Below are 21,542 nucleotides of genomic sequence, written 5' to 3'. Positions count from 1 at the left end.
GATTATTTTGTGTTTTTTACAAGTTCAAGGAATTGAGATTCAAGAGACAGTTTTTTCTTGGTTAAATGAGACAGGAAAATCCCTTTTTCAGCCAGTTTCTGGTTCAGCACCGATGCCGAAATAGAAGCATCATCACGAATTTGTGCTTTTAAAATTTCACCTTCCTGCTTCACCGCAGTAAACCACTGCAGTTCATTCAATGCATTTAAAAGCAATGTATTGTTGTCTGCTTTTAATTCAAAATAACCATTATTGGCGGTCATTTCGTCCACCCTTCCGCAATAGATGGAATTTCCCTCCTTCAAAACAATTACATGGCTGCATATTTTTTCAATTTCATCCAGAAGGTGACTCGCAATGATAATCGTAATGCCCTGTTTTGCAATATTATTGATGATATCTCTGATCTGGATAATTCCTTCAGGATCAAGACCGTTTGTAGGCTCATCCAGAATAAGAACCTCCGGATTGTTCAGCAATGCCGAAGCAATCGCAAGACGCTGTTTCATTCCCAGAGAATACGTTCGGAACAGATCTTTTTTTCTTTCCAGAAGATTAACCGTTTTCAGCACTTCATCAATTCTGGAATAAGGTGTTCCTTTAATTTCGGCAACAATTTTAAGATTCGTTTCTGCATTCAGATAAGGATAGAAATTAGGCTGTTCTATAATCGCCCCGATTTTTTTCAGCGTATCCGGATCAGTTCCTTTCTTTCCAAACCAGTACCATTCTCCGCTTGTCGGGTTAATCGTAGAAAGCAGCATTCCGAAAGTGGTGGATTTTCCGCTTCCGTTCGGTCCTAAAAGTCCGTAAACATTCCCTCTTTCCACATCAAAGGAGATATTGTTTACCACGATTCTCTTGAATTTTTTAGTCAGATTCTTTACTGATAAAATTTTTTCCATGTAATTTGTTTTACATAGTAGTAGTGTATATAATTCGCGTTTTGTTACAAATTATATCATCAATCCGTAAAATTTAATTTCTAAAAACATTAAATTTGATAGAATTAATAGGGAATTATGAAGTTAATTGAACTGGCAAAAGAACTTAACGTTTCAGCCGAAGCGATCAAACAGTTTATTCAGGATTTTGATCTTGAGCTCGTGGAATGCATAAGCACAAATTTTGAAGTAAAAGAAGATTTCGAAAAGTTTGCGCGCGAAAATATTGAGTTTTTAAAACTTTACGAAAAAGATTTAGACAAAACGAAAACACTGGAACAGATTGCGGAAACCATCAATCAGCCCAAAGAAAAAATAGAAAAAGCCATTAAAGAAGCTGATCCGAATATTTTTGACAACGGTTTCTTCAAATCCTCCATTTCAAGCTACGGAATCGATAATAAACTGGGCGGAAATTATCAGTTTGTGTACGATTATTTCGGGCATAAAACCAGCCTTCAGAAAAGAGACTTCATCGGCTACAGAGATCTGTTCTTCTATATTTCAGGCGTTCTGGAACCGTTTTTAAATCCGCAGCAGATTAAAGACTGGGGAATCAACAAACCTGCGGGAATTATTCTTTACGGACCTCCCGGAAGCGGAAAGATTTTCTGGGCGAATAAAATTGCGGAAATTATCGGCTATCAATTTAAAGAAGTTAAAAAACATTACCTCGGAACTTCCTTTGTAGACGGAACACAGACCAATTTCAGTGATTTTCTTGCGACGGTAATGAAAGAAGAAAAAATACTGATGTTTCTGGATGATTTTGATGACATCATGATGTCCCGGAAAGCTGAAAATAATGTAGCTTCCTGTAATCTGGAAACGCAGGAGCTTATTCTGCATTATATTTCGAAATTTGAGCAGGAAAATCTTCTGATGGTAGGTTCGGCAAACTCAGTTTCTGAAATTAATGAAGAAATTCTGGCTCCCGGAAGATTCGATGTCATGATTCCGGTTTTTCCGCCTAATCTTGCGGAAAGATCTGAAATCATTTTATATGCCATGACAAAAAATCTGGAGAAGGATTCTTTGCTGTTTAAGATTTTAAAAAACAACAAAGCTGATAAAATTCCTTTCTGGAACGAGGTTTCTTCACAAATGAAAGTATTCAGTAATACGATGCTGATCGATTTTACCCAAAGTCTGAAAAAGAGAATTAAAAACGAATATCAGAAAACACGGAACGAAAATTTAAAGATCGATCAGAAACTTTTAAAAGGTGCTTTAAGGGATGCAGCAGCAAAACTCACGGAAGAATATCTGGATCAGATTGCGAGATTTTTAGCAGATGCGATCATCAATAATTTCGATCAGTTCCAGCAGAGAATTCAGAATCTTAAAAAAGAACTGGATACTTATAAAGCAGTTGAAGAACCAAGAAGAATTATCGGATTTCATCATAACGGCGAAGAAGAAGGAAGTCAGGGATAAAAGGTGAATTCTCTTTGTTTGTGAATTTTGCATTGTAGGCTATTGGTTGATTTTAAATGATTTACAAACTATTTAATTTAAACACATAAGTCACATGAGTTTTTAATTAAATATTGAATAGAAAGATCACATAAGGAAAATCAAAGATTTTCGGAAACTAATGTTTTCTTACCTATAATTTCCGGTTGATTTTAAATCTTATGTGACTTATGTGTTTCAATAAATTACCATAAGTGACTTTAATAAAAATTGAATATGAGTTTGAACTAAAGTCTCATTCTATTGAGGTTTTTGTATTGTTTTACATCAAACTTACGTTAATGATAAAGTTTAAAAAAAAATTCACAAGCAAAGCAAATTCACTATTAACCATTCACTACAAATTACTTATGAACAGCATCTGGGAACTTGAAACTTTTTATAGAAAACGTGAAATTATTATCATTGGAGCAGGTTTTACGGGACTTTGGACGGCAATCTCCATTAAAGAAAAATATCCCGAAAAATCTGTTTTGATCATTGAACGAAATGCTGTTCCGATGGGCGCTTCCACGAGAAATGCCGGTTTTGCGTGTTTTGGAAGTTTAACGGAAGTAATTGCTGATTCTGAAAAAATGGGCTGGAAAAAAACACTAGACCTTGTAAAGATGAGGTTTGACGGTTTGCAGAAAATTCAGCATTATTTTAAAAATTCTGAAATAGATTTTAATCTGAATGGCGGTTTCGAGATTCTTAATGATGATGAACCTTTACAAAAACTGGATGAAGTAAATCAGAAGCTGAAATCCATTACCAATGTTGAAGAAACCTATTTTTTAAGCCAGCATAAAATTCAGGAATTCGGTTTGGTGAAATCTCAATATCTCATTGAAAATCCGTGTGAAGGAAGTCTGCATTCAGGAAAACTGCTTCAGAAGTTACTTGAAAAGTGTCACGAATTAAAGGTTGAATTTCTTTTCGGAACAGAAGCTGAAAATATCACGGAACATTCAGATGAAATTGATGTTCATCTTTCAAAAAATCTTTCTGTGAAGGCAGATCAGTTAATTCACTGTACGAATGCTTTTGCTTCAAGATTTTTAGACAAGGAAGAAATTATTCCGGCTCGAGGACAGATTATCCTAACGGAACCGATTGAACATCTGAAATTAAAAGGGACATTTCATTATGATGAAGGTTTTTACTATTTCAGAAATCTCGGAAACCGGATTTTACTCGGAGGCGGAAGAAATCAGGATTTTAAAACAGAAGAAACCACATCTTTTGAAACCACAGAATTTTTGCAGAATCATCTTGAAAATTTTTTGGAAGAAGTCATTTTACCCAATCAGCATATTGAAATCGTTCATCGCTGGTCAGGAATTATGGCAATGGGAACCGAAAAAACACCGATTGTAAAACAGCTTTCAGAAAGACAGTTTTGTGCAGTTCGACTTTCAGGAATGGGCGTTGCGCTGGCTCCGAAAATCGGGGAGATTGTTGCTGAAATGATTTAATTTCAGTCACATTAGTTTTTATTACTTTAAAATAAAAAATCAATTAAGAAGAAAATCAAAAATTTTTAAAATCTTACGTGTTCTTCTATACGATACGAAAGATTTAAAATCTTAGGTGACTGATGTGTTTAAATTTTGAATTAACTAAGAATACCAACATATAAAATAAAAGTATATTTCAACAGGAATCTGTACTAATTCGCGAAATCTGCGGGACAAAAATTTGCACTCATAATTTTATCCGTATTTTTGCAAAAAATAAACAATCGTGATTAACAGCGACCAGATAAAAGAAATTCAGTCAAGAATTGATGATTTACATAAATATCTTCAGATCGATAAAAAGAAGATAGAAATTTCTAATGATGATGAAAAAACGGCAGCTCCTGAGTTTTGGGACAATCCAAAAGAAGCTGAAGGATTTCTGAAACAGCTTCGTTCCAAAAAGAAATGGGTGGAAGCGTATGACGAAATCAATACCCAGTTTGAAGATTTACAGGTTTTGGCAGAATTTGCCAAAGAAGATCCGGATTCTGAGAAAGAACTGGACGAAACTTTTCCTCAACTGGTTGAAAAAATCGAAGACCTTGAGTTCAAAAATATGCTTTCCAATGAAGGGGATGAGCTTTCAGCCGTTTTACAGATTACAGCCGGAGCAGGAGGAACAGAAAGCTGCGACTGGGCTTCGATGTTGATGAGAATGTACACGATGTGGTCGGAAAAGCAGGGCTATAAGATCCGTGAACTGAATTTTCAGGAAGGGGATGTTGCGGGAGTAAAAACCGTAACGCTGGAAATTGAAGGAGAATTTGCATTCGGATATTTAAGAGGAGAAAACGGAGTTCACCGTCTTGTAAGAATTTCGCCTTTCGATTCCAATGCGAAGCGTCATACGAGTTTCGTTTCGGTGTATGTGTATCCTTTGGTGGATGATACGATTGAAATCAACATCAATCCTGCCGATATTTCATTCGAAACCATGAGATCTTCCGGAGCGGGAGGTCAGAACGTAAACAAGGTAGAAACGGCGGTTCGTCTTCGTCACGCACCTACAGGAATCATCATTGAAAACTCAGAGTCGCGTTCTCAGCTTCAGAATAAGGAAAAGGCAATGCAGTTGCTTCGTTCCAGGCTATACGAAATGGAACTGGAGGAGCGTATGAAAGCACGTAACGAGATCGAAGCCAATAAAATGAAGATCGAGTGGGGAAGCCAGATCCGAAACTACGTTATGCACCCGTATAAATTGGTAAAAGATGTGCGTTCCGGATTCGAAACTTCGGATGTGGATTCTGTAATGAACGGAAACATCACTCCATTCCTGAAAGCTTTCCTGATGGCGGATGGAACGGCGGTTTCAGACGATGATATGGAATTGTAATACGATGTTTAAATTTCGTTAAAATCTTATAATTAATTTCCGATTGACGTTTATTAATCCTATTTTTGTTACTTATCAAAATGTATGGAAGATTTCAATAGCTGGAAAGATTTATTAAATCCGGAGTTTTATATCAAGCTTGGGGGATTTTGGCTCATTCTGTTTATCATTTTCGCCGAAACAGGTCTTTTTGTAGGATTTTTTTTACCGGGCGATTCACTGCTTTTCGTTTCGGGGATTTATTCAATTGATATCATAAGAGAGACTTTCGGCTCCACAGGGAGCGATTTTCTTGATACATTTATTTTAGCGGCTTCTGTAGCTTTAGCGGCAATTATCGGAAATGAAGTAGGCTATTATTTCGGAAGAAAAACAGGTTCTGCTTTATACAAAAAAGAAGATACATGGCTTTTTAAAAAGAAATATCTTTATCAGGCGCACGATTTTTTTGAGAAAAACGGAGCTCTGGCTATTATCATGGCGAGATTTTTACCGGTAGTAAGAACATTTACTCCGATTGTTGCAGGGATCGTAAAGATGGATAAAAAGGCGTTCTTAAGAGATAATATTATCGGAGCGGTTCTCTGGTCGTTTTTATTGATTTTTGCGGGACATTATCTGGATAAATTATTCATCGATCAGTTCGGAATTGATCTTAAGAAAAAATTGGAACTGATTATTATTGTGATTGTTCTGATAACAACAGTTCCGGTTATTATCAAATTTTTATTCGGAAAGAAACAGGACTTCTCCAAGTATGAAAATCATAATTTTGATGAAGAAGACAACTAAGAATTCATTTTAAAATATATTTAACCCGCTTATCTGAGCGGGTTATTTTTTTGCTGAATCATTATAGATTTTTCTTTGAAGGATAAGGGGAGACTGCAAAAGCAGTTCTTCAGTTATTTACCAGATTAATTTTTAATCCACTCCAGAATATTAGGATAAATAATGCTGTCTCTTTTCTTTCTGTTAAAAAATCGCGGAACATGACCTGTATTTTTCATGTAAATGAATTTATGCGGGACATTTTGTGCCGTTAAAGCAGAATCCAAGGCAATTCCCTGTTTCGGACTGACTAAAAAATCCTGATTACCCTGAAAATGGAGGGTAGGAACATTCGAAATATGGGCAATCGGACTGGCTTTTTTAAATTCTTCAGACAAGTTTCCACGCGTGAATTTTGTTCCCACCACTTTTTGGACGGTTGGCGAAGAATATTTGGAGTAAAATGAATTCAGATACTCAGATGAATAAAAATCTGTCGGTCCACTTAAGGAAATGATCTTTTTTACTTTGTCAGGATTCTGATAACCGTAGAGTAAAGCAAGATGACCTCCTGCGCTTTCTCCCAAAAGGATATAATTGTTGGGTTGAAGTTCTGCTTTCTGCGCCAGTTCATTGAATTTGGCAATCACCGAATTAATGTCTTCAAGCTGTTCGCGGTACGTGATTTTTTTTGATTTTGAAACCAGTCGGTAATTCATATTAATGGTCGGAATATTATTTTTAAAAAGCATTTTCTGAATCTGGATCATGTGTTCTTTTTTGCCCAGAGTCCATGCTCCACCATGAATTAATAAAACAACGGGAGAATTTTCAGGATAATCCGAAGGAAGAAAGATGTCTGCTTTCTGCCTTTTATGTTCGCCATATTTCAGATTGTAAATTTTCTGTTCGTTATTTGTTCCCACCCAGACTTTAAATTTTCTCGTATTGCATGAAGTCAGAATAAAGCCAATTAACCCTAAAACAAAGAAATGGTAACGAAGAATCAGCTTTTTCATAGAATAAAAGTACAGAAAATTAAAATTTAAAAATTAATAATACCAGAAATTTTTATTTTTTGTTATGAGTTCCATTCCATATATCCGAAAAGAAAATGGTTGTTTTTACACAATAAAGTTTTTCCTCCCGAAGCAAATAAACTTTCTCCCTGAAATCATGTTTCGTAAATGATTTCTTCTGGAGAATATTCTTTACTACATATTTTAAAAAAAATTGAATGAAAATCTTTACGAATCATTACTTTAATTGAAAAAGATGGTACATAATCACTTTTTCATAGTTTTTTGATGATTATCACGAATATACAAATTTATGAGGAATACAATTTGATATACAGATTTAAAATAATTAATCTTAATTAACTACGCGATAAATAAGTTTAAATAAAGCTCGGTCAGTCATAAGAAAAACCGAATTAAATAATTATTTTTGCCCTTTAACAAACATTAAAAAAACATTAAAATTTTATGGCATCTGGTTTTTTTGCGATCTTGGATGATATTGCTGCATTAATGGATGATGTAGCAGTTACAAGTAAAATAGCAACTCAGAAAACGGCAGGAATCTTAGGGGATGATCTCGCTGTAAATGCTGAAAAAGCGACTGGCTTTCTTTCTTCACGAGAGCTTCCGGTACTTTGGGCGATCACAAAAGGATCTTTCATCAACAAACTTATTATTCTTCCGATTGTTTTTCTGCTAAACTGGCTGTATCCGCCTGCCATTAATTATGTTTTGATTTTGGGAGGTCTGTATCTTGCTTTTGAAGGGGTAGAAAAGATTATAGAATTTTTGTTTCACAGGGATAAAAAAGGTCATGAAGTCGTTGAAGAGGCGGAAGAAGAAGATCTGAATTCTGAAGAAACCGAAAAGGCAAAGATTAAATCAGCAATTACCACGGATTTTATTCTGTCTATTGAAATTGTTATTATTGCTTTGGGAACGGTTTTGGAGGAAAGTCATCCTTTTATTACCCAGATTCTGGTAACCTCATTGGTTGCTTTTATTGCAACAGTAGGAGTTTACGGAATTGTAGCTTTAATTGTAAGAATGGATGATGCAGGATTTAAACTGATCAGAAAAAGTAACGATAAAGGAATTATCGGAAAACTGGGGCATCTTCTTGTAAAAGCACTTCCAATAGTTATAAAAGCTTTAGGAGTGATCGGAACGATTGCCCTGATTATGGTTGCCGGAGGAATTTTTGCTCACCGAATAGAATATTTCCACCATATTCTACCATCATGGTCTTCAGATAAAATGCTTACGGTTCTTAAAGAAGTGATTCTGGGACTTGCAGGAGGATTGCTTGCCGTGGCTGTTTTCACTATCGGGAAAGCATTGTTTTCCTTAGTAAAACGCGCATAGAAAATTGATCAATAATAGTAAAAATTCGCGGCTTTGTAGAAGCCGCGAATTTTTTATTTCGAAGATAATTTAATTACCTAGTTCAGATCATAATTCATGATCACCAGTCGCAGGATAAAATGTACATAATCCTGGTCTGCGTTTTTTCTGTTGATCAGATGGTTTTTATATTCATAGGATTTCAGGACAGAAAGCAGTTGTCTGTAAGTCTCAAGATCTTCATTTTTGATCTTTACCCTCATATTTCCGTCTCTTCTTTCTACGATTTTGTCATCCAGCGTTCTTACTTTAAATAAAACCTCGCATGATTTTTTAGCAGGTCCGAAATATCTCTCAACAATATTAATTTTGAATGCATCAAAAGTAATCGTATTGAAAATAAGATTCGCCGTAGATTCTGGTGTATGGAGTTGAAGCTTGTAGTTCATGAGAAATTTTTACAATAAGTACAATATGTACAGGTTTTTTAATTTAAAGTAGTTTAAAATTCAAAAAAGAGACTTTAAAAAAGCCTCTATAAATATAGTTAATTAAAAAGATCTTTTACTTTATCAAAGAAAGTTTTTTCTTTACCGGATGGTTCTGCTACCATTTCTCCGCTGTTCATCTGCTTTTCAAAGAAATCTTTTTGATCTTTTGTCAGCTTTTGCGGAGTCCATACATTGATGTGGATAAACATATCACCTTTTCCGTAGCTGTCGATACTTGGAAGACCTTTCCCTGCTAATCTCAGAATTTTTCCGGATTGCGTTCCTGCATCCACCGTAATTTTCACTTTTCCGCCAACGGTAGGAACCTCTTTTTTCGTTCCCAAAGCCGCTTCAGCAAATGAAATATACAATTCCTGATGAAGATTATCGCCTTCTCTTTTAATTACTTTATCAATTTCCTCTTCGATAATCACCAGTAAATCTCCCGGGATTCCGCCGAAAGGAGCATCATTACCTTTTCCTCTTACATTTAACTGGATACCGTCTCTTGCACCGGCTGGAATATTAATCGTTACTTCCTCTTCATCTTTAATCAATCCCTGAGCATTGGCTCCCGCAGGAATTTTATCTGCCACTTTTCCGATTCCCTGACACGTTCCGCAGGTTGTCTGGGTCTGCATCTGTCCGAACATCGTATTCATTACCTTAAGCTGTACACCGGAACCGTTACAGGTAGGGCAGGTTTTTGAAGTGGCACCTTCTGCCATCTTCATTTTCTTTACTTTAATGGTTTTCTGCGTTCCGTTCACCATTTCATCAAGATTCAGCTTAATTCTGATTCTTAAATTAGAACCTTTTACCTGTTGACGACCACCGCCGCCACCGCCAAATCCTCCGAAACCGCCACCGAAAATATCTCCAAACTGGCTGAAAATATCTTCCATGTTCATTCCGCCACCGAAACCGCCTCCTCCGAAGCCTCCGTTTCCGCCCATTCCTGCGTGTCCGAACTGGTCGTATCGCGCACGCTTCTGTTCGTCGCTCAGAACTTCGTATGCTTCTGCAGCTTCTTTAAATTTTTCTTCGGCTTCTTTATCGCCCGGATTTTTATCAGGGTGATATTTAATGGCCATTTTACGGTATGCTTTCTTTATTTCGTCGGCTGATGCAGATTTGCTGATCTCAAGAACCTCGTAATAATCTCTTTTTGACATCTTTATATGAGTAATTAGTAATGAATAATGAGTAATATCAAAAATTGCTTATTACCCATCACTTATTGCTTATGTTAATTTCCTGTAACTACTTTTGCAAAACGGATCACTTTTTCTCCTAAAGTGTATCCTGTTTCAATAACATCCACGATTTTTCCTTTCAAATCTTCTGACGGAGCAGGAATCTGAGTGATCGCTTCGTGGAAATCCACATTAAAGCTGTCTCCCGCTTTTACTTCCATTGCTTTCAGTCCTTTTTCTGTCAGTTTATTTTTGAATTTGTTGTAAATTAATTCAACACCTTGCAGATCAGCAGGATTTCCGTTCTTCGCAATTTCTTTAATTGCTCTTTCAAAATCGTCCAATACGCCAAGCATAGAAATCATCATATCCTGATTTGCATACTGGAAAAACTCCATTTTTTCTTTGCTCGTTCTTTTTTTATAATTTTCGAATTCTGCGTACAGTCTGATGTAACGATCCTTTTCTTCTGCCAAAAGTTCCTCTGTCGTCGGTTTTGCTGTCACATTTTCCTCAGTTGCCGCTTCGTTCTGAATATTCGTATCTTCTTGATTATTGATGCTTTCTTCGTTAATATCCTGATTTACCATAATTCAATCTTTATTTTCCTTTTTATTCACAAACATTCTGCCAAAGAAAAAAGCGTGACATTTCGTCAGATTTTGAGTATTTGTTGCACTTGAATAACGAGCGGCTAAAAACTTTTTCCCTCTGAAGCGGGATAGAAATTTGTAAAGATTTTTGATGTGCTGTTCTAAAAATTACTTAAACTACGGTTGTTTTTCTTGTTTTTAAGAAGCTGTTTCCCGCTTTCCGTTACAATTCCTCATTACGCGGCTCCGCTTCGCTTCGCCGCTCCATTGCGGGATTTTCTCTTCAATCGGGGCTAGAATTGAAGTCGTGTTTTAATTATTGGGAAATCTGTTATTTGAAAAATTTAACATCATTACAAACATCAGATTTGAAAAAAATAATAATAGTCCAAAATTTGTCATCATTGAAAAACCTTTGAGTTCTTTGCTAAGTAGAACGGCTTAGTAAACTTAAAAATGGATATGAGTCTTTAAAAATCTTTGCAGACTCTGCGTTAAAAATTAAGCACAATGATTAATTAAATATATTCACCAAAACTGATGTCAATCTAAAAAGAAAATAATTTTGGTACAGAACTATTTCCCAAAAAATGTCTGATACAGAAGATAAACATTCAGAATAATAATAATAAACGAAATAATCCAGACACAGATTTTCAGGAAAGGTTTGTTGACAAATTTGCCCATTTTACCTTTATCACTCGTAAACATAACAAGCGGAACCACTGCAAAACTCAACTGCATCGAAAGAATAACCTGACTTAAAACCAGTAAATCCGTAGTTCCTTCTTCACCGTAAAGAATGGCCACAATAAGAGCCGGAATGACAGCAATCAGTCTTGTAATAAGTCTTCTTAACCAAGGCTTCAGTTTAATATTCAAAAAACCCTCCATTACAATCTGTCCGGCAAGCGTTCCGGTAAGCGTAGAATTTTGTCCGGAAGCAAGCAAGGCAATCGCAAAGGCAATACTTGCCATTGAAGCTCCTAAAATCGGTGTCAGCATCTTATAGGCATCGTGAATGTCGGCAACATTTTTATTTCCTGTTGTATGAAAAGTTGCAGCCGCCAGAATAAGAATCGCGGCATTGATGAAAAAAGCAAGCATTAAAGAAACGGTGCTGTCTAAAGTAGCAAATTTGATAGCCTCTTTTTTACCTTCTTGTGTACGCTCGTAATCACGGGTCTGAACAATGCTGCTGTGTAAATACAGATTGTGGGGCATCACGGTAGCTCCCAAAATCCCGATCGCAATATAAAGCATTGCAGGATTCTGAATGATTTCCTTTTGTGGAATCAACCCACCTAAAAGTTCATTAACGGCTGGTTTGGAAATAACCAATTCATACACAAAACAGGCGAGAATAATAAAAATCAGTCCGCCCACAATACTTTCGATCCATCGGAAACCTTTTGCCTGAAGCAGAAGAATGAAAAGAACATCAATGGTCGTAATAACAATTCCCCAGGTAAGAGGAATATGGAAAAGTAAGTTCAATGCAATGGCAGAACCGATAACTTCCGCAAGATCACACGCTGCAATGGCAATTTCACAGAAGATCCACAGAATAAAATTGGTTGCCGGACTAAAATGATCCCGACATGCCTGCGCCAAATCTCTTTCGGCAACTACTCCCAATTTCACAGACAGGTGCTGCAAAACCATTGCAAAAATATTTGAAATTAAAATCACAGAGAGTAGAGTATAGCCAAACTGCGCTCCTCCGGCAATATCTGTTGCCCAGTTTCCGGGATCCATGTATCCAACGGCAACCATCAGTCCGGGACCGGCAAACGCAAGGTATTTTCTCCAGAAACTTGCATTTTTAGGAACTTTTACCGAAGAATATACTTCGGATAGTGAATGAGATGTTTTATCTTTTCGCCAGGCGGATTTTAATTTCAGATTCATAAATGTTAGAAATGACTAACAAATATAATTAAATAAATGAAAACAGAGAATACCGGAAAACAAAAAATCCCGAAAATTTTTCGGGATTCTGATTTATGTTTTAAAGATTATTTTGTAAATCGCACCGACATTTTTCTGTCAACGGCTCTTTCTTCATTAGAAGCAGATGCGTCTACGGTTGCAAACTGGCTTCCATATCCGTCTGCTCCGGTCACCTGAGATCCTACTCCCTGTTTTTCAAGCCATGTCTTAATATAATTGGCTCTGTCTGCAGAAAGTTTAAGATTTTTGGCTTCGTCTCCGGTTTTATCTGTATAACCGCCAATTTTTATTTTAGCTTCAGGATACGCTTTTAAAATAGCCACTAAATTCTGAAGCTGTCCTTCAGATCCTGCTTCAAGCTCTGTAGCGCTTCCCAATTTAAAGTTTACATGGTCAAAATTATACCACGTTTTCTTTAAAGCAGCATCATCTTTAGCATTCTTATAACCACCGGATTTTAAGAATGTAATCATATTGTCTTCCATTCCTCCTTTATACCCTTTTAAGGACACACCGTTTAAATCGATATTCTCATCAACTTTAGCGTTTGCAGACTTCATTGAAGCTGTATCCGATTTTTTAGCGTTTACCGTATCTGTAACCACTTTACCGGAGTCCGTCATAGTAGTGGTTGTTGTGGTCTCTTTTTTATCACACTGCTTCCAGATGAAGTAACCTACAGCGATTAGAAGCAATAATGGAAGAAGCCATTTCCAGATAGAACCTCCGCCATCATTAGTGTTTCTGTCGGGGAATGTTCCGTTAGGAGCTGTACTTCTGGTAACTTCAATTTTGGGTTCTTCCTGAGTAGGAGCTTTTATTGCATCGCCGTCATTATCAAATTTGTATCTTGCATCCCAGTCTCCCATATTTAAAGAAGCCAGAGAAAGTCCGGCAGGTAATAATGAAGAAATAACTCCTTTCTGGTCACCAAGTAAATTTGAGATTCCTGATTTATCCAGATTATTATCAGCGGCATATTTTCCAATAGAACCTAAAGTTGCTCCTGTAACTAAATTTAAAAGAGAACTTGAAGAATTATTGCTGATCCCAGCATAAGAAGCAATACCATTTACCAAACCGCTCAGTTTATCGCCGAAAATTAAAGACAGTAAACTTGAAATGATCGAATTGTTGGAAGAACCACCCATCAGATTACCCAAAATTCCATTAGAAGAAGCTCCTGAAATTGCATCCAAAACGGCAGGATTATCTGAATTGTTTGCTAAACCTCCCACAACGGCAGGCAATAAACCTCCGATTGCTTTTGAAATGGCAGACTCACTTTCCCCAAACTGTGATGCAGCCTGAGACACTAAAGCAGGACCTAATTGTCCTTTAATTAAATCAATAACATTTAAAGACATAATAAATTTATTTTAAAGATTAATGTTGTAATAAATTTAAACAAAAAATAGTCCACTTATTGATTTTAAAAAAAAATCTGCAAAAATTTCAGGAATTTTTGCAGATTTAATAATTTTTTATGTTAAGTCTTAATATGCTTTTGCGAATAAAACACGTCTTTTAGATGGTTTTCCGGAAATTAAGGAAACGCCTTCTTCAATATCATCGTCCAAAGGAATACATCTTATTGTTGCTTTGGTTTCATCCTTAATTTGTTCTTCTTCTTCAGCCGTTCCGTCCCAATGTGCATAGATGAATCCTCCTTTTTCTTCCAGAACTTTTTTGAATTCTTCGTACGTATCTACTTTCGTAATATTGTTTTTTCTGAATTCAAATGCTTTGTTGTAGATATCCTGCTGAATAGTTTTCAATAATTCTTCAATGTAAGTATCTAATCCGTCAATAGAACGGACTTCTTTTGTTAAATTATCTCTTCTTGCAATTTCCACAGATCTGTTTTCAAGATCTCTTGGTCCCATTGCAATTCTTACTGGTACACCTTTTAATTCATATTCTGCGAATTTCCAGCCCGGTTTGTTCTGTGTATCATTATCAAATTTTACAGAAATTCCTTTTGCTCTCAATTTAGCCTGAATATCTAAAGCCACTTCGCTGATCTGTGCCAATTGTTCTTCACCTTTAAAAATAGGAACAATTACAACCTGAATCGGAGCCAGAGTAGGAGGAAGTACCAATCCGAAATCATCGGAGTGCGTCATAATCAAAGCCCCCATCAAACGGGTTGAAGTTCCCCACGATGTTGCCCATGCATATTCAATTTTACCCTCTTTATTAGTGAATTTCACATCAAATGCTTTTGCGAAATTCTGTCCTAAAAAGTGAGACGTTCCTGCCTGTAAAGCTTTTCCGTCCTGCATCAATGCTTCAATACAATAGGTTTCGTCTGCTCCGGCAAATCTCTCTGAAGGCGTTTTCAATCCCTGAATCACGGGAATTGCCATAAAGTTCTCTGCAAAATCTGCATATACTTTATTCATTTTTTCGGCTTCTTCAATCGCTTCATCTTTTGTAGCGTGAGCAGTATGACCTTCCTGCCACAAAAATTCTGCTGTTCTTAAGAAAAGACGGGTTCTCATTTCCCAACGGACAACATTTGCCCACTGGTTGATTAATATAGGTAAATCTCTGTAAGACTGGATCCAGTTTTTATAAGTATTCCAGATAATTGCTTCAGAAGTAGGACGTACAATAAGTTCTTCTTCCAGTTTAGCGTCCGGATCTACAATAAGCTTGGAAGGATTATCCGGATCTGTTTTCAATCTGTAGTGGGTAACAACCGCACATTCTTTAGCAAAACCTTCTGCATTTTTTTCTTCAGCCTCAAACAAGCTTTTGGGCACAAAAAGCGGGAAATAAGCATTAACGTGACCTGTTTCTTTGAACTTTTTGTCCATTTCGTCACGCATTTTTTCCCAGATTGCATAGCCGTATGGTTTAATCACCATGCATCCTCGCACTCCTGAGTTTTCAGCTAAGTCGGCTTTTACCACCAACTCATTATACCATTTGCTGTAATCTTCGCTTCTTGAGGTTAATTTTGCCATTATTTTTTTTAATTTTTTTAACTTTTTTATGTTATTGTTATCTAAAAATAAAAATCTATTTTTGATAGATTTTTATAACCGTGTTTTGGTACATTTTTAGTACAGATTGCAAATATAATTTAAATTAAAAATTTTTACGTTATCATGAAAAAAAATATACATAAAAATTTACTAGGAATTTTAAGATCCAAAGGGATTTTAGCAATATCCGGTGGATTGTTACTTATGTCCTGCGGCGCTCAGATGGGCGGCTACAGCGAGACGGACGGCGTTTATTACGACCCGAATAAAGACACACTTCCTGAAGGGGTAATTATTAATGACAGAGGAAACAGAGTAGGAGAAGACTACAACTATTATCAGGATGATACCAATGTAATCCAGAATGCCGAAGCAAATGCTAAGGAAGGGAGATACAGCGACTGGAATAACTACAACTGGAATACCACAGCTACAGATTCAGACTGGGGAAGCTATGCAGGAAGCCAGACCAACTATTATAACAATTCCTGGGGATGGGGTTCTCCATGGGGATGGGGAGGATGGTATGGCGGCTATAATCCTTACTGGGGTTACGGAGGCTATGGTGGCTGGAACATTGGACTTTCCTGGGGATGGGGAGGCTCCTGGGGATGGGGCTGGAATATGGGATGGGGATATTCTCCATACTGGAGCTACAATCCATATTGGGGTTGGGGCGGATATTACGGCAATCCTTACTGGGGTTACGGAGGCTACTGGGGAGGCGGATATTATGCACCTATGTATAGAAGAAGTGGATCTAACGGCAGAGGCTTTAATTCATATAACGGTGGTTTTGCCAGCAAATATGGCGTAGGTTCCGGAGGTTTCAGAAGAAGCACCAGCAGTGCAGGCGGATTCAGAGATTCTAACTCGAATTACGGAGGTTTCAGAAATTCCGGCAACAGTGGAGGCTTCAGACAAGGAGACAGTAATGTTGGCGGTTTCAGAAATCAAAGTCAAAGCGGCATAAGATCTCAGGGAGGCTTTAGAAACCCGAATCAGAGTCAGCCAAGACCAAGCTACAATTATCCGCAACAATCGCAGCCAAGATACAATGACGGAGGTTTCAGAAATAACGGAGGCTTCAATAATTCCAACAGCGGAGGCGGCTTCAGATCAGGAGGCGGAGGCTTCGGTGGCGGAAGCGGTGGCGGCGGCGGATTCAGATCCGGCGGTGGCGGCGGAGGCGGTTTCCGAGGCGGCAGATAATTTTAAAAAGCAAAAACTATTCAAAAAATAATGTTAAAAAAATCTTTAGCAATAATGAGTATTTCTGCTGCATTTTTTGCGCAGGCTCAAGATGTTTCTGTGATTAGAAATACAGTGGATGTTTATTCTAATGCCCCGAATGTAGGTTCAGCTAAATTTAACGCAATGGCTGGCTCAAACGGAGCTTTGGGAGGTGATGCAAATTCGCTGCTTACCAATCCTGCGGGTTTGGGAGTAGCCATTTCAGGAGAAATTTCCGGAACATTATCTATCACCAATAACAAGAATACGTCTACTTATGCAGGTTCTTCTTTCGGATACAGTGTCAACAAAGGAGATCTTGGGAACTTAGGAGCTGTAATGACGTTTCAGTTATTAAGTGAAAGTGCCTGGAAGTTTATCAATATCGGGGTTAATTATTCTAACCAGTCTATTGAAAATTATATTGAAACTCCGGGAAACAGTAATCTAGTATATGATTTTCCTGATGGTAAAAGTTCATCTTTCGGCAGACATGCCTACGACAGATATGGATATTTATCAAAAACAAGTGTTGGGGTAGGCGCAAACTACAACAATAACCTGTATCTGGGAGCAGGATTGAATTTCTTTAATTCTTCCATTGATCAGTCGGATACAGCAATGTTCAATTCTTTGTCGGATGGAAGTTCAGAGTACTTCAGTAAGCAGAATACGCCTTTCTATGAAAAAGGAAACGGTTTCTCGGCTTCATTGGGGGTAATCGGAAAATTAAGTCCGAATTTCAGATTGGGAGCAGCTTTGGAAACGCCTACTTTCTGGAATATAGACAGAAGCTACAACTTCTATAATGATCCGGTTTATGGAGATGATACTGCTGTTGAAAACAGAAAATTAACGACTCCTTTAAAGGCTACTGTGAGTGCTGCATTTATCGCGAGCAAGAGTTTTGCCCTGAACGTAGATTATACATTAGGTCTAACAAAGCCTAAATATAAAGTGTACGGAGATGCCGAAACCGAGCTGAACGACTTCTTTAAAGAAAATTACAAAAATCTGTCAGAAGTAAAGATTGGTGCGGAATACAGGGTTAAGCAGTTCAGACTGAGAGGAGGTTATTCTTACGCTTCAAGTCCGTTTGACGCTTTAACGGTAAACCGATACTCGAATAATGGAAGTGTTGATAAAAATCAGTCATATAGTAATCTGATCTTAAACGACAGAAATGCTTTATCTGTAGGTTTAGGATATGATTTCAGATCATTCTATATTGATGCATCATATCAGAACGTTACTTCAAATTATACCAATCCGTTCTTATACGGTAAAGTAGACAGTAATTACGAAGCAGGATATTATTCTCCAAATCATTTAATCTCAAGTGATGCTTTCGCAGTGTCTGATGTAAAAAATGTAAGAAACAATTTCTTTATTACAGTAGGATGGAAATTTTAATTTTCTGAAACAATATACTATATAAAAAGCTCCGAATTTATTTTCGGAGCTTTTTTATTTTTATCAATTGAAGATTAATGATGACGTCCTACATGATCATGACTGTGAAAAAGATGCATGACTAACGCCAATGAAACTCCTAAAATAACCAGTCCTATTTTTACCCAGTCGATGTTATGATTCTTATTGCTTTCAAAGATAATTACCGAAGAAATATGAAGGAAAATTCCTCCTACAATAGCCAGAAAATAAGGCTGAAGATCAGGATTAAAATAATTTCCAAGCAGCATTCCTAAAGGTGAAGCAAGTGCAAAAAGTGCAACAATTAATAAGGACGGATAAGAGGGGGTAGATTTCGATTCATCTTTTCGGTTAAACAAAAACGCGCCCAAAATGAAAGATATCGGAAGATTGTGAAAAACAATTCCCAAGAGATAAGGTGACAATTCCTGTTCTTCGTTCGCCAAAGGAATTCCTTCAATAAAAGCATGAATGAAAAGCCCCACCATTAAAGCGACAGGCAGAATATTATGTTCGCTGTGATGATGAAAATGTCCGTGTTCAAAACCTTTGGTTAAAGCTTCAAGGATCATTTGCAGTAAAACACCGCCGATCACGAAAATGCCCAGACTTCCTCCCGTTTCTGAAGTATAGACTTCAGGAAATACTTCATTCAGACAAATGGTAATCAGAAATCCGGCACTTAAAATCAAAAGATTTTTTGCCAGCTTTTCTTTTTTACCGAAATGCTTTCCCAGAAAAACTCCTGTAATAACGCTTAAAACCAGTAAAAGTACGGTAATCATTATTTTTTCTTGAATAAATTAATGCAACGCAGAGAAGTTTCTTTGTTGAAATCGTTCAGCTGATAATCTCCCCAGATTTTTATTCTCTCAAAACCACATTCAGCTGCATAGGAATTGATGGCATCCAATGTGTGAAGTTTTACTTTTTCGAAGAAATGATAAGGCTTTCCGTCTGCTTCAAATTGAATGTCTTTTACAATATGCCTGTCTTCAATTTTCTTTTTTATTTTAAACTCAATATCTCCGCGAATGATGGTAGATTCCGGAACGATGCTTTTTCTTACATATTCTTCATTCAGATAATCCAGTACAAAATATCCGCCCGGTTTTAATGCATTATAAACCGACTGGAATACTTTTTTGTCATCATTCTCATTATCAAAATATCCGAAACTGGTAAAAAGATTAAAAACAGCGTCCATCGGATCTGCGTCTATCGGGTTTCTCATGTCGTGAACATCAAAAAGCAAGGTCTGATTTTCAAACTGCTTATCGAATTCTATACTCTGTCTCGAAAGGTCAAGTCCTAAAACATCATATCCGAGTTTATTAAGAAAAACCGAATGTCTTCCCTTACCACAAGCAAGATCGATGATTTTTGAGTTTGGCGGAAGCTGCAGTTCAGCAGTAAGTTTTGTGATGAAATTTTCCGCTTCTGTATAGTCTCTGTTGCTGTACAGTACATGATAATAAGGGGTATCAAACCAAGATTCAAACCATTCCATACTGCAAAAATAGTGTTTTTTGAGCGATTGTCTGCTGTTGCGAAGCTATGGTTTTTGTAGTTGCAGTGATTTGTATAAACTATAAACTGAGAACCAACAACTAAAATTGCTATTTTTGCAGAATGAATACAGAAAATATACAGATTCAGATAAAAACATTCTTCGGGCTGGAACAGATCCTGGCGGAAGAGATCAAAAAGCTGGGAGGAAGGAAGGTTGAGGTTAAAAACCGTGCGGTAAACTGTGAAGGAGATTTGGGCTTTTTGTACAAGATCAATTACTCTGCGAGAACAGCTTTGAAAATTTTGGTTCCGATTCATGAATTTAAGGCTTTCAATCAGCACCAGTTTTACGACAGACTCTTCAAATTCAACTGGGAAGAATTTATGGATGTGGATCAGTCTTTTGCAATTGATTCTACCGTAAATTCTGAAACATTTAAGCATTCTCAGTTCGTAACGCTGAAAATGAAAGATGCGATTGTGGATTATTTTCAGGAAAAATTCAAAAAACGTCCAAATGTAGAAACCAAAAATCCGGATATTAAATTCCACCTTCATATCGACAGAGAGTTAATTACCATTTCTCTGGATTCTTCGGGAGATCCTTTATTTAAGAGAGGATACAGAAGAGAGCAGGGAGAAGCTCCGATTAATGAAGTTCTTGCAAGCGGAATGCTTCAACTGGCAGGTTGGGACGGAAAAGGTAATTTCCTTGATCCGATGTGCGGTTCGGGAACACTTTTAATAGAAGCGGCAATGATTGCTTTGGATCTTCCGGCGCAGATTTTCAGAAGGAGATTTGCTTTCCAGAACTGGAAAAATTATGATGCGGAGCTTTTTACCAAGATTAAAGAATTCAGAATCAATAGGATGAAAGAGTTTACCGGAAAGATTGTAGGTTACGATATTGATGCCAGAATGCTGAATGCGGCCAGAATGAACATCGAAGCAGCAGAAATGGAAGACGTGATTGAAGTGAAAAAGCAGAATTTCTTTGATTCCAAAAAAGAATATTTCCCTTTGTTAATGGTCTTCAATCCGCCTTACGACGAAAGAATTTCTATTAACGATGATGATTTTTACAAGAAAATAGGCGATACTTTCAAAACCCATTATCCAAATACATTAGCTTGGCTGATTTCTTCTGATCTTGAAGCGGTAAAGAAAATCGGTCTTCGTCCGTCAAGAAAAATCAAGCTTTTCAACGGAAAACTGGAAACCAGATTTTTGCAGTATGAAATGTATGAGGGAACGAAGAAAGTTCATAAATTAGAAGAAAAATAAAGTGAAAACCTTCCCATTTCGGAAGGTTTTTTTTATTTCTGTTCCAGCTTTGCAATTCTATCTTTTAACTCCTGAATTTCTTTTTTCAGTAAGGAAATGTATTCCTGTTGGTTTTCAAGCAGGTATTCCGGAACGTTACAATATATATTATTGCTTCCAATATAGTTGCCGGAATTATTTTCAAAGTTTTGATGAATTGAATTCTCTTTTTCAGATTGTTTAATTTCATCTACTTCTACGTCCAGTAATTTTGCGATACGTTCCCATTCTTCGTCTTTGATCTCAACTTCACCTTTTTCTTTACGAAGATAATGAGTTTGGCTGATTTTAAGATGTTCGGCAATATCCTGTTGAGAGAAATTTCTTTCTTTTCTTGCCTTGATTAATTTTTCTTTTATCATAGAAATATTTTTCACAAATATAAAACAAAATTATGCGAATAAATTCGAATAATTTAA

The 21,542-nt window shown here is 36.8% G+C and carries 19 protein-coding genes; 8 read left to right on the top strand and 11 right to left on the bottom strand.

Annotated elements, in window-relative coordinates; all coding sequences use genetic code 11:
• Nucleotides 1-2: 2 nt before the first annotated feature.
• Nucleotides 3-905: an ABC transporter ATP-binding protein gene (locus tag WFH39_RS11930; RefSeq protein WP_336690062.1), complete on the bottom strand. Its 903-nt coding sequence runs from the start codon at nucleotides 903-905 to the stop codon at nucleotides 3-5.
• 117 nt (nucleotides 906-1,022) lie between these two features.
• Here WFH39_RS11930 and WFH39_RS11925 point away from each other — a divergent pair, with 117 nt between their 5' ends.
• The 4 genes from WFH39_RS11925 to WFH39_RS11910 all read left to right on the top strand — a co-directional run bounded on the left by WFH39_RS11925 (nucleotide 1,023) and on the right by WFH39_RS11910 (nucleotide 6,050).
• Nucleotides 1,023-2,381: an AAA family ATPase gene (locus tag WFH39_RS11925; RefSeq protein ID WP_336690061.1), complete on the top strand. Its 1,359-nt coding sequence runs from the start codon at nucleotides 1,023-1,025 to the stop codon at nucleotides 2,379-2,381.
• A gap of 320 nt (nucleotides 2,382-2,701) precedes the next feature.
• A complete protein-coding gene (locus WFH39_RS11920; RefSeq protein ID WP_336690060.1) occupies nucleotides 2,702-3,877 on the top strand; it encodes an NAD(P)/FAD-dependent oxidoreductase in 1,176 nt (391 codons plus the stop codon).
• Nucleotides 3,878-4,145: 268 nt separating this feature from the next.
• A complete protein-coding gene (gene prfB, locus WFH39_RS11915; protein ID WP_336690059.1) occupies nucleotides 4,146-5,258 on the top strand; it encodes a peptide chain release factor 2 in 1,113 nt (370 codons plus the stop codon).
• Between the two features lie 84 nt (nucleotides 5,259-5,342).
• The gene (locus tag WFH39_RS11910; RefSeq protein WP_336690058.1) at nucleotides 5,343-6,050 is read left to right on the top strand and encodes a DedA family protein; all 708 of its coding nucleotides are present in this window, start codon (nucleotides 5,343-5,345) and stop codon (nucleotides 6,048-6,050) included.
• Nucleotides 6,051-6,175: 125 nt separating this feature from the next.
• On the opposite strand, the gene WFH39_RS11905 is transcribed toward WFH39_RS11910, so the two are convergent.
• Nucleotides 6,176-7,048 (bottom strand): alpha/beta hydrolase, encoded by an 873-nt coding sequence (locus WFH39_RS11905; RefSeq protein ID WP_336690057.1) that lies wholly within the window; start codon nucleotides 7,046-7,048, stop codon nucleotides 6,176-6,178.
• Nucleotides 7,049-7,516: 468 nt separating this feature from the next.
• Between WFH39_RS11905 and WFH39_RS11900 the strand changes: the two genes are divergently transcribed.
• On the top strand, nucleotides 7,517-8,416 hold the full coding sequence (locus tag WFH39_RS11900; protein WP_336690056.1) for a DUF808 domain-containing protein: 900 nt from the start codon (nucleotides 7,517-7,519) through the stop codon (nucleotides 8,414-8,416).
• 77 nt (nucleotides 8,417-8,493) lie between these two features.
• Here WFH39_RS11900 and WFH39_RS11895 read toward each other — a convergent pair whose 3' ends face one another.
• The 6 genes from WFH39_RS11895 to proS all read right to left on the bottom strand — a co-directional run bounded on the left by WFH39_RS11895 (nucleotide 8,494) and on the right by proS (nucleotide 15,600).
• Complete coding sequence (locus WFH39_RS11895) at nucleotides 8,494-8,844, bottom strand: prevent-host-death protein (RefSeq protein ID WP_076392458.1); 351 nt, start codon at nucleotides 8,842-8,844, stop codon at nucleotides 8,494-8,496.
• Between the two features lie 98 nt (nucleotides 8,845-8,942).
• Entirely contained in the window at nucleotides 8,943-10,061 is a 1,119-nt protein-coding gene (gene dnaJ / locus WFH39_RS11890; RefSeq protein ID WP_108410030.1) for a molecular chaperone DnaJ, read from the bottom strand.
• Between the two features lie 74 nt (nucleotides 10,062-10,135).
• A complete protein-coding gene (locus WFH39_RS11885; protein ID WP_336690055.1) occupies nucleotides 10,136-10,672 on the bottom strand; it encodes a nucleotide exchange factor GrpE in 537 nt (178 codons plus the stop codon).
• A gap of 579 nt (nucleotides 10,673-11,251) precedes the next feature.
• Nucleotides 11,252-12,586 carry an Nramp family divalent metal transporter gene (locus WFH39_RS11880; protein WP_336690054.1) on the bottom strand — a complete coding sequence of 445 codons (1,335 nt, stop codon included), beginning with the start codon at nucleotides 12,584-12,586 and terminating at the stop codon, nucleotides 11,252-11,254.
• Nucleotides 12,587-12,693: 107 nt separating this feature from the next.
• Nucleotides 12,694-13,995 (bottom strand): OmpA family protein, encoded by a 1,302-nt coding sequence (locus WFH39_RS11875; RefSeq protein ID WP_336690053.1) that lies wholly within the window; start codon nucleotides 13,993-13,995, stop codon nucleotides 12,694-12,696.
• A gap of 129 nt (nucleotides 13,996-14,124) precedes the next feature.
• On the bottom strand, nucleotides 14,125-15,600 hold the full coding sequence (gene proS, locus WFH39_RS11870; protein ID WP_336690052.1) for a proline--tRNA ligase: 1,476 nt from the start codon (nucleotides 15,598-15,600) through the stop codon (nucleotides 14,125-14,127).
• A gap of 144 nt (nucleotides 15,601-15,744) precedes the next feature.
• On the opposite strand from proS, the gene WFH39_RS11865 reads away from it, so the two are divergent.
• Nucleotides 15,745-16,833: a prolyl-tRNA synthetase gene (locus WFH39_RS11865; protein ID WP_336690051.1), complete on the top strand. Its 1,089-nt coding sequence runs from the start codon at nucleotides 15,745-15,747 to the stop codon at nucleotides 16,831-16,833.
• 54 nt (nucleotides 16,834-16,887) lie between these two features.
• A complete protein-coding gene (locus WFH39_RS11860; RefSeq protein ID WP_336690050.1) occupies nucleotides 16,888-18,267 on the top strand; it encodes an OmpP1/FadL family transporter in 1,380 nt (459 codons plus the stop codon).
• Between the two features lie 74 nt (nucleotides 18,268-18,341).
• On the opposite strand, the gene WFH39_RS11855 is transcribed toward WFH39_RS11860, so the two are convergent.
• Together WFH39_RS11855 and WFH39_RS11850 are read right to left on the bottom strand one after the other, a co-directional pair.
• Nucleotides 18,342-19,070 carry a ZIP family metal transporter gene (locus WFH39_RS11855; protein ID WP_336690079.1) on the bottom strand — a complete coding sequence of 243 codons (729 nt, stop codon included), beginning with the start codon at nucleotides 19,068-19,070 and terminating at the stop codon, nucleotides 18,342-18,344.
• A 2-nt stretch (nucleotides 19,071-19,072) separates the two neighbouring features.
• Nucleotides 19,073-19,798: an SAM-dependent methyltransferase gene (locus WFH39_RS11850; RefSeq protein WP_336690049.1), complete on the bottom strand. Its 726-nt coding sequence runs from the start codon at nucleotides 19,796-19,798 to the stop codon at nucleotides 19,073-19,075.
• Between the two features lie 122 nt (nucleotides 19,799-19,920).
• Here WFH39_RS11850 and WFH39_RS11845 point away from each other — a divergent pair, with 122 nt between their 5' ends.
• Nucleotides 19,921-21,084 carry a THUMP domain-containing class I SAM-dependent RNA methyltransferase gene (locus tag WFH39_RS11845; RefSeq protein WP_336690048.1) on the top strand — a complete coding sequence of 388 codons (1,164 nt, stop codon included), beginning with the start codon at nucleotides 19,921-19,923 and terminating at the stop codon, nucleotides 21,082-21,084.
• Between the two features lie 32 nt (nucleotides 21,085-21,116).
• Here the strand turns inward: WFH39_RS11845 and WFH39_RS11840 are convergent, their stop codons facing one another.
• On the bottom strand, nucleotides 21,117-21,485 hold the full coding sequence (locus WFH39_RS11840) for a helix-turn-helix transcriptional regulator (RefSeq protein WP_235131308.1): 369 nt from the start codon (nucleotides 21,483-21,485) through the stop codon (nucleotides 21,117-21,119).
• Nucleotides 21,486-21,542 lie beyond the last annotated feature (57 nt).

This window comes from Chryseobacterium sp. MMO-72 (genome assembly GCF_037146035.1).
Lineage (GTDB): Bacteria > Bacteroidota > Bacteroidia > Flavobacteriales > Weeksellaceae > Chryseobacterium > Chryseobacterium indicum.
This window is presented reverse-complemented; position numbering and strand designations above follow the sequence as displayed.

Excerpts from the sequence above, each read along its gene's own strand:
- WFH39_RS11930 (WP_336690062.1), bottom strand. The coding sequence starts at position 905 with ATGGAAAAAATTTTATCAGTAAAGAATCTGACTAAAAAATTCAAGAGA.
- WFH39_RS11925 (WP_336690061.1), top strand. The coding sequence starts at position 1,023 with ATGAAGTTAATTGAACTGGCAAAAGAACTTAACGTTTCAGCCGAAGCG.
- WFH39_RS11920 (WP_336690060.1), top strand. The coding sequence starts at position 2,702 with ATGATAAAGTTTAAAAAAAAATTCACAAGCAAAGCAAATTCACTATTA.
- WFH39_RS11910 (WP_336690058.1), top strand. The coding sequence starts at position 5,343 with ATGGAAGATTTCAATAGCTGGAAAGATTTATTAAATCCGGAGTTTTAT.
- WFH39_RS11905 (WP_336690057.1), bottom strand. The coding sequence starts at position 7,048 with ATGAAAAAGCTGATTCTTCGTTACCATTTCTTTGTTTTAGGGTTAATT.
- WFH39_RS11900 (WP_336690056.1), top strand. The coding sequence starts at position 7,517 with ATGGCATCTGGTTTTTTTGCGATCTTGGATGATATTGCTGCATTAATG.
- WFH39_RS11895 (WP_076392458.1), bottom strand. The coding sequence starts at position 8,844 with ATGAACTACAAGCTTCAACTCCATACACCAGAATCTACGGCGAATCTT.
- dnaJ (WP_108410030.1), bottom strand. The coding sequence starts at position 10,061 with ATGTCAAAAAGAGATTATTACGAGGTTCTTGAGATCAGCAAATCTGCA.
- WFH39_RS11885 (WP_336690055.1), bottom strand. The coding sequence starts at position 10,672 with ATGGTAAATCAGGATATTAACGAAGAAAGCATCAATAATCAAGAAGAT.
- WFH39_RS11880 (WP_336690054.1), bottom strand. The coding sequence starts at position 12,586 with ATGAATCTGAAATTAAAATCCGCCTGGCGAAAAGATAAAACATCTCAT.
- WFH39_RS11875 (WP_336690053.1), bottom strand. The coding sequence starts at position 13,995 with ATGTCTTTAAATGTTATTGATTTAATTAAAGGACAATTAGGTCCTGCT.
- proS (WP_336690052.1), bottom strand. The coding sequence starts at position 15,600 with ATGGCAAAATTAACCTCAAGAAGCGAAGATTACAGCAAATGGTATAAT.
- WFH39_RS11865 (WP_336690051.1), top strand. The coding sequence starts at position 15,745 with ATGAAAAAAAATATACATAAAAATTTACTAGGAATTTTAAGATCCAAA.
- WFH39_RS11860 (WP_336690050.1), top strand. The coding sequence starts at position 16,888 with ATGAGTATTTCTGCTGCATTTTTTGCGCAGGCTCAAGATGTTTCTGTG.
- WFH39_RS11850 (WP_336690049.1), bottom strand. The coding sequence starts at position 19,798 with ATGGAATGGTTTGAATCTTGGTTTGATACCCCTTATTATCATGTACTG.
- WFH39_RS11845 (WP_336690048.1), top strand. The coding sequence starts at position 19,921 with ATGAATACAGAAAATATACAGATTCAGATAAAAACATTCTTCGGGCTG.
- WFH39_RS11840 (WP_235131308.1), bottom strand. The coding sequence starts at position 21,485 with ATGATAAAAGAAAAATTAATCAAGGCAAGAAAAGAAAGAAATTTCTCT.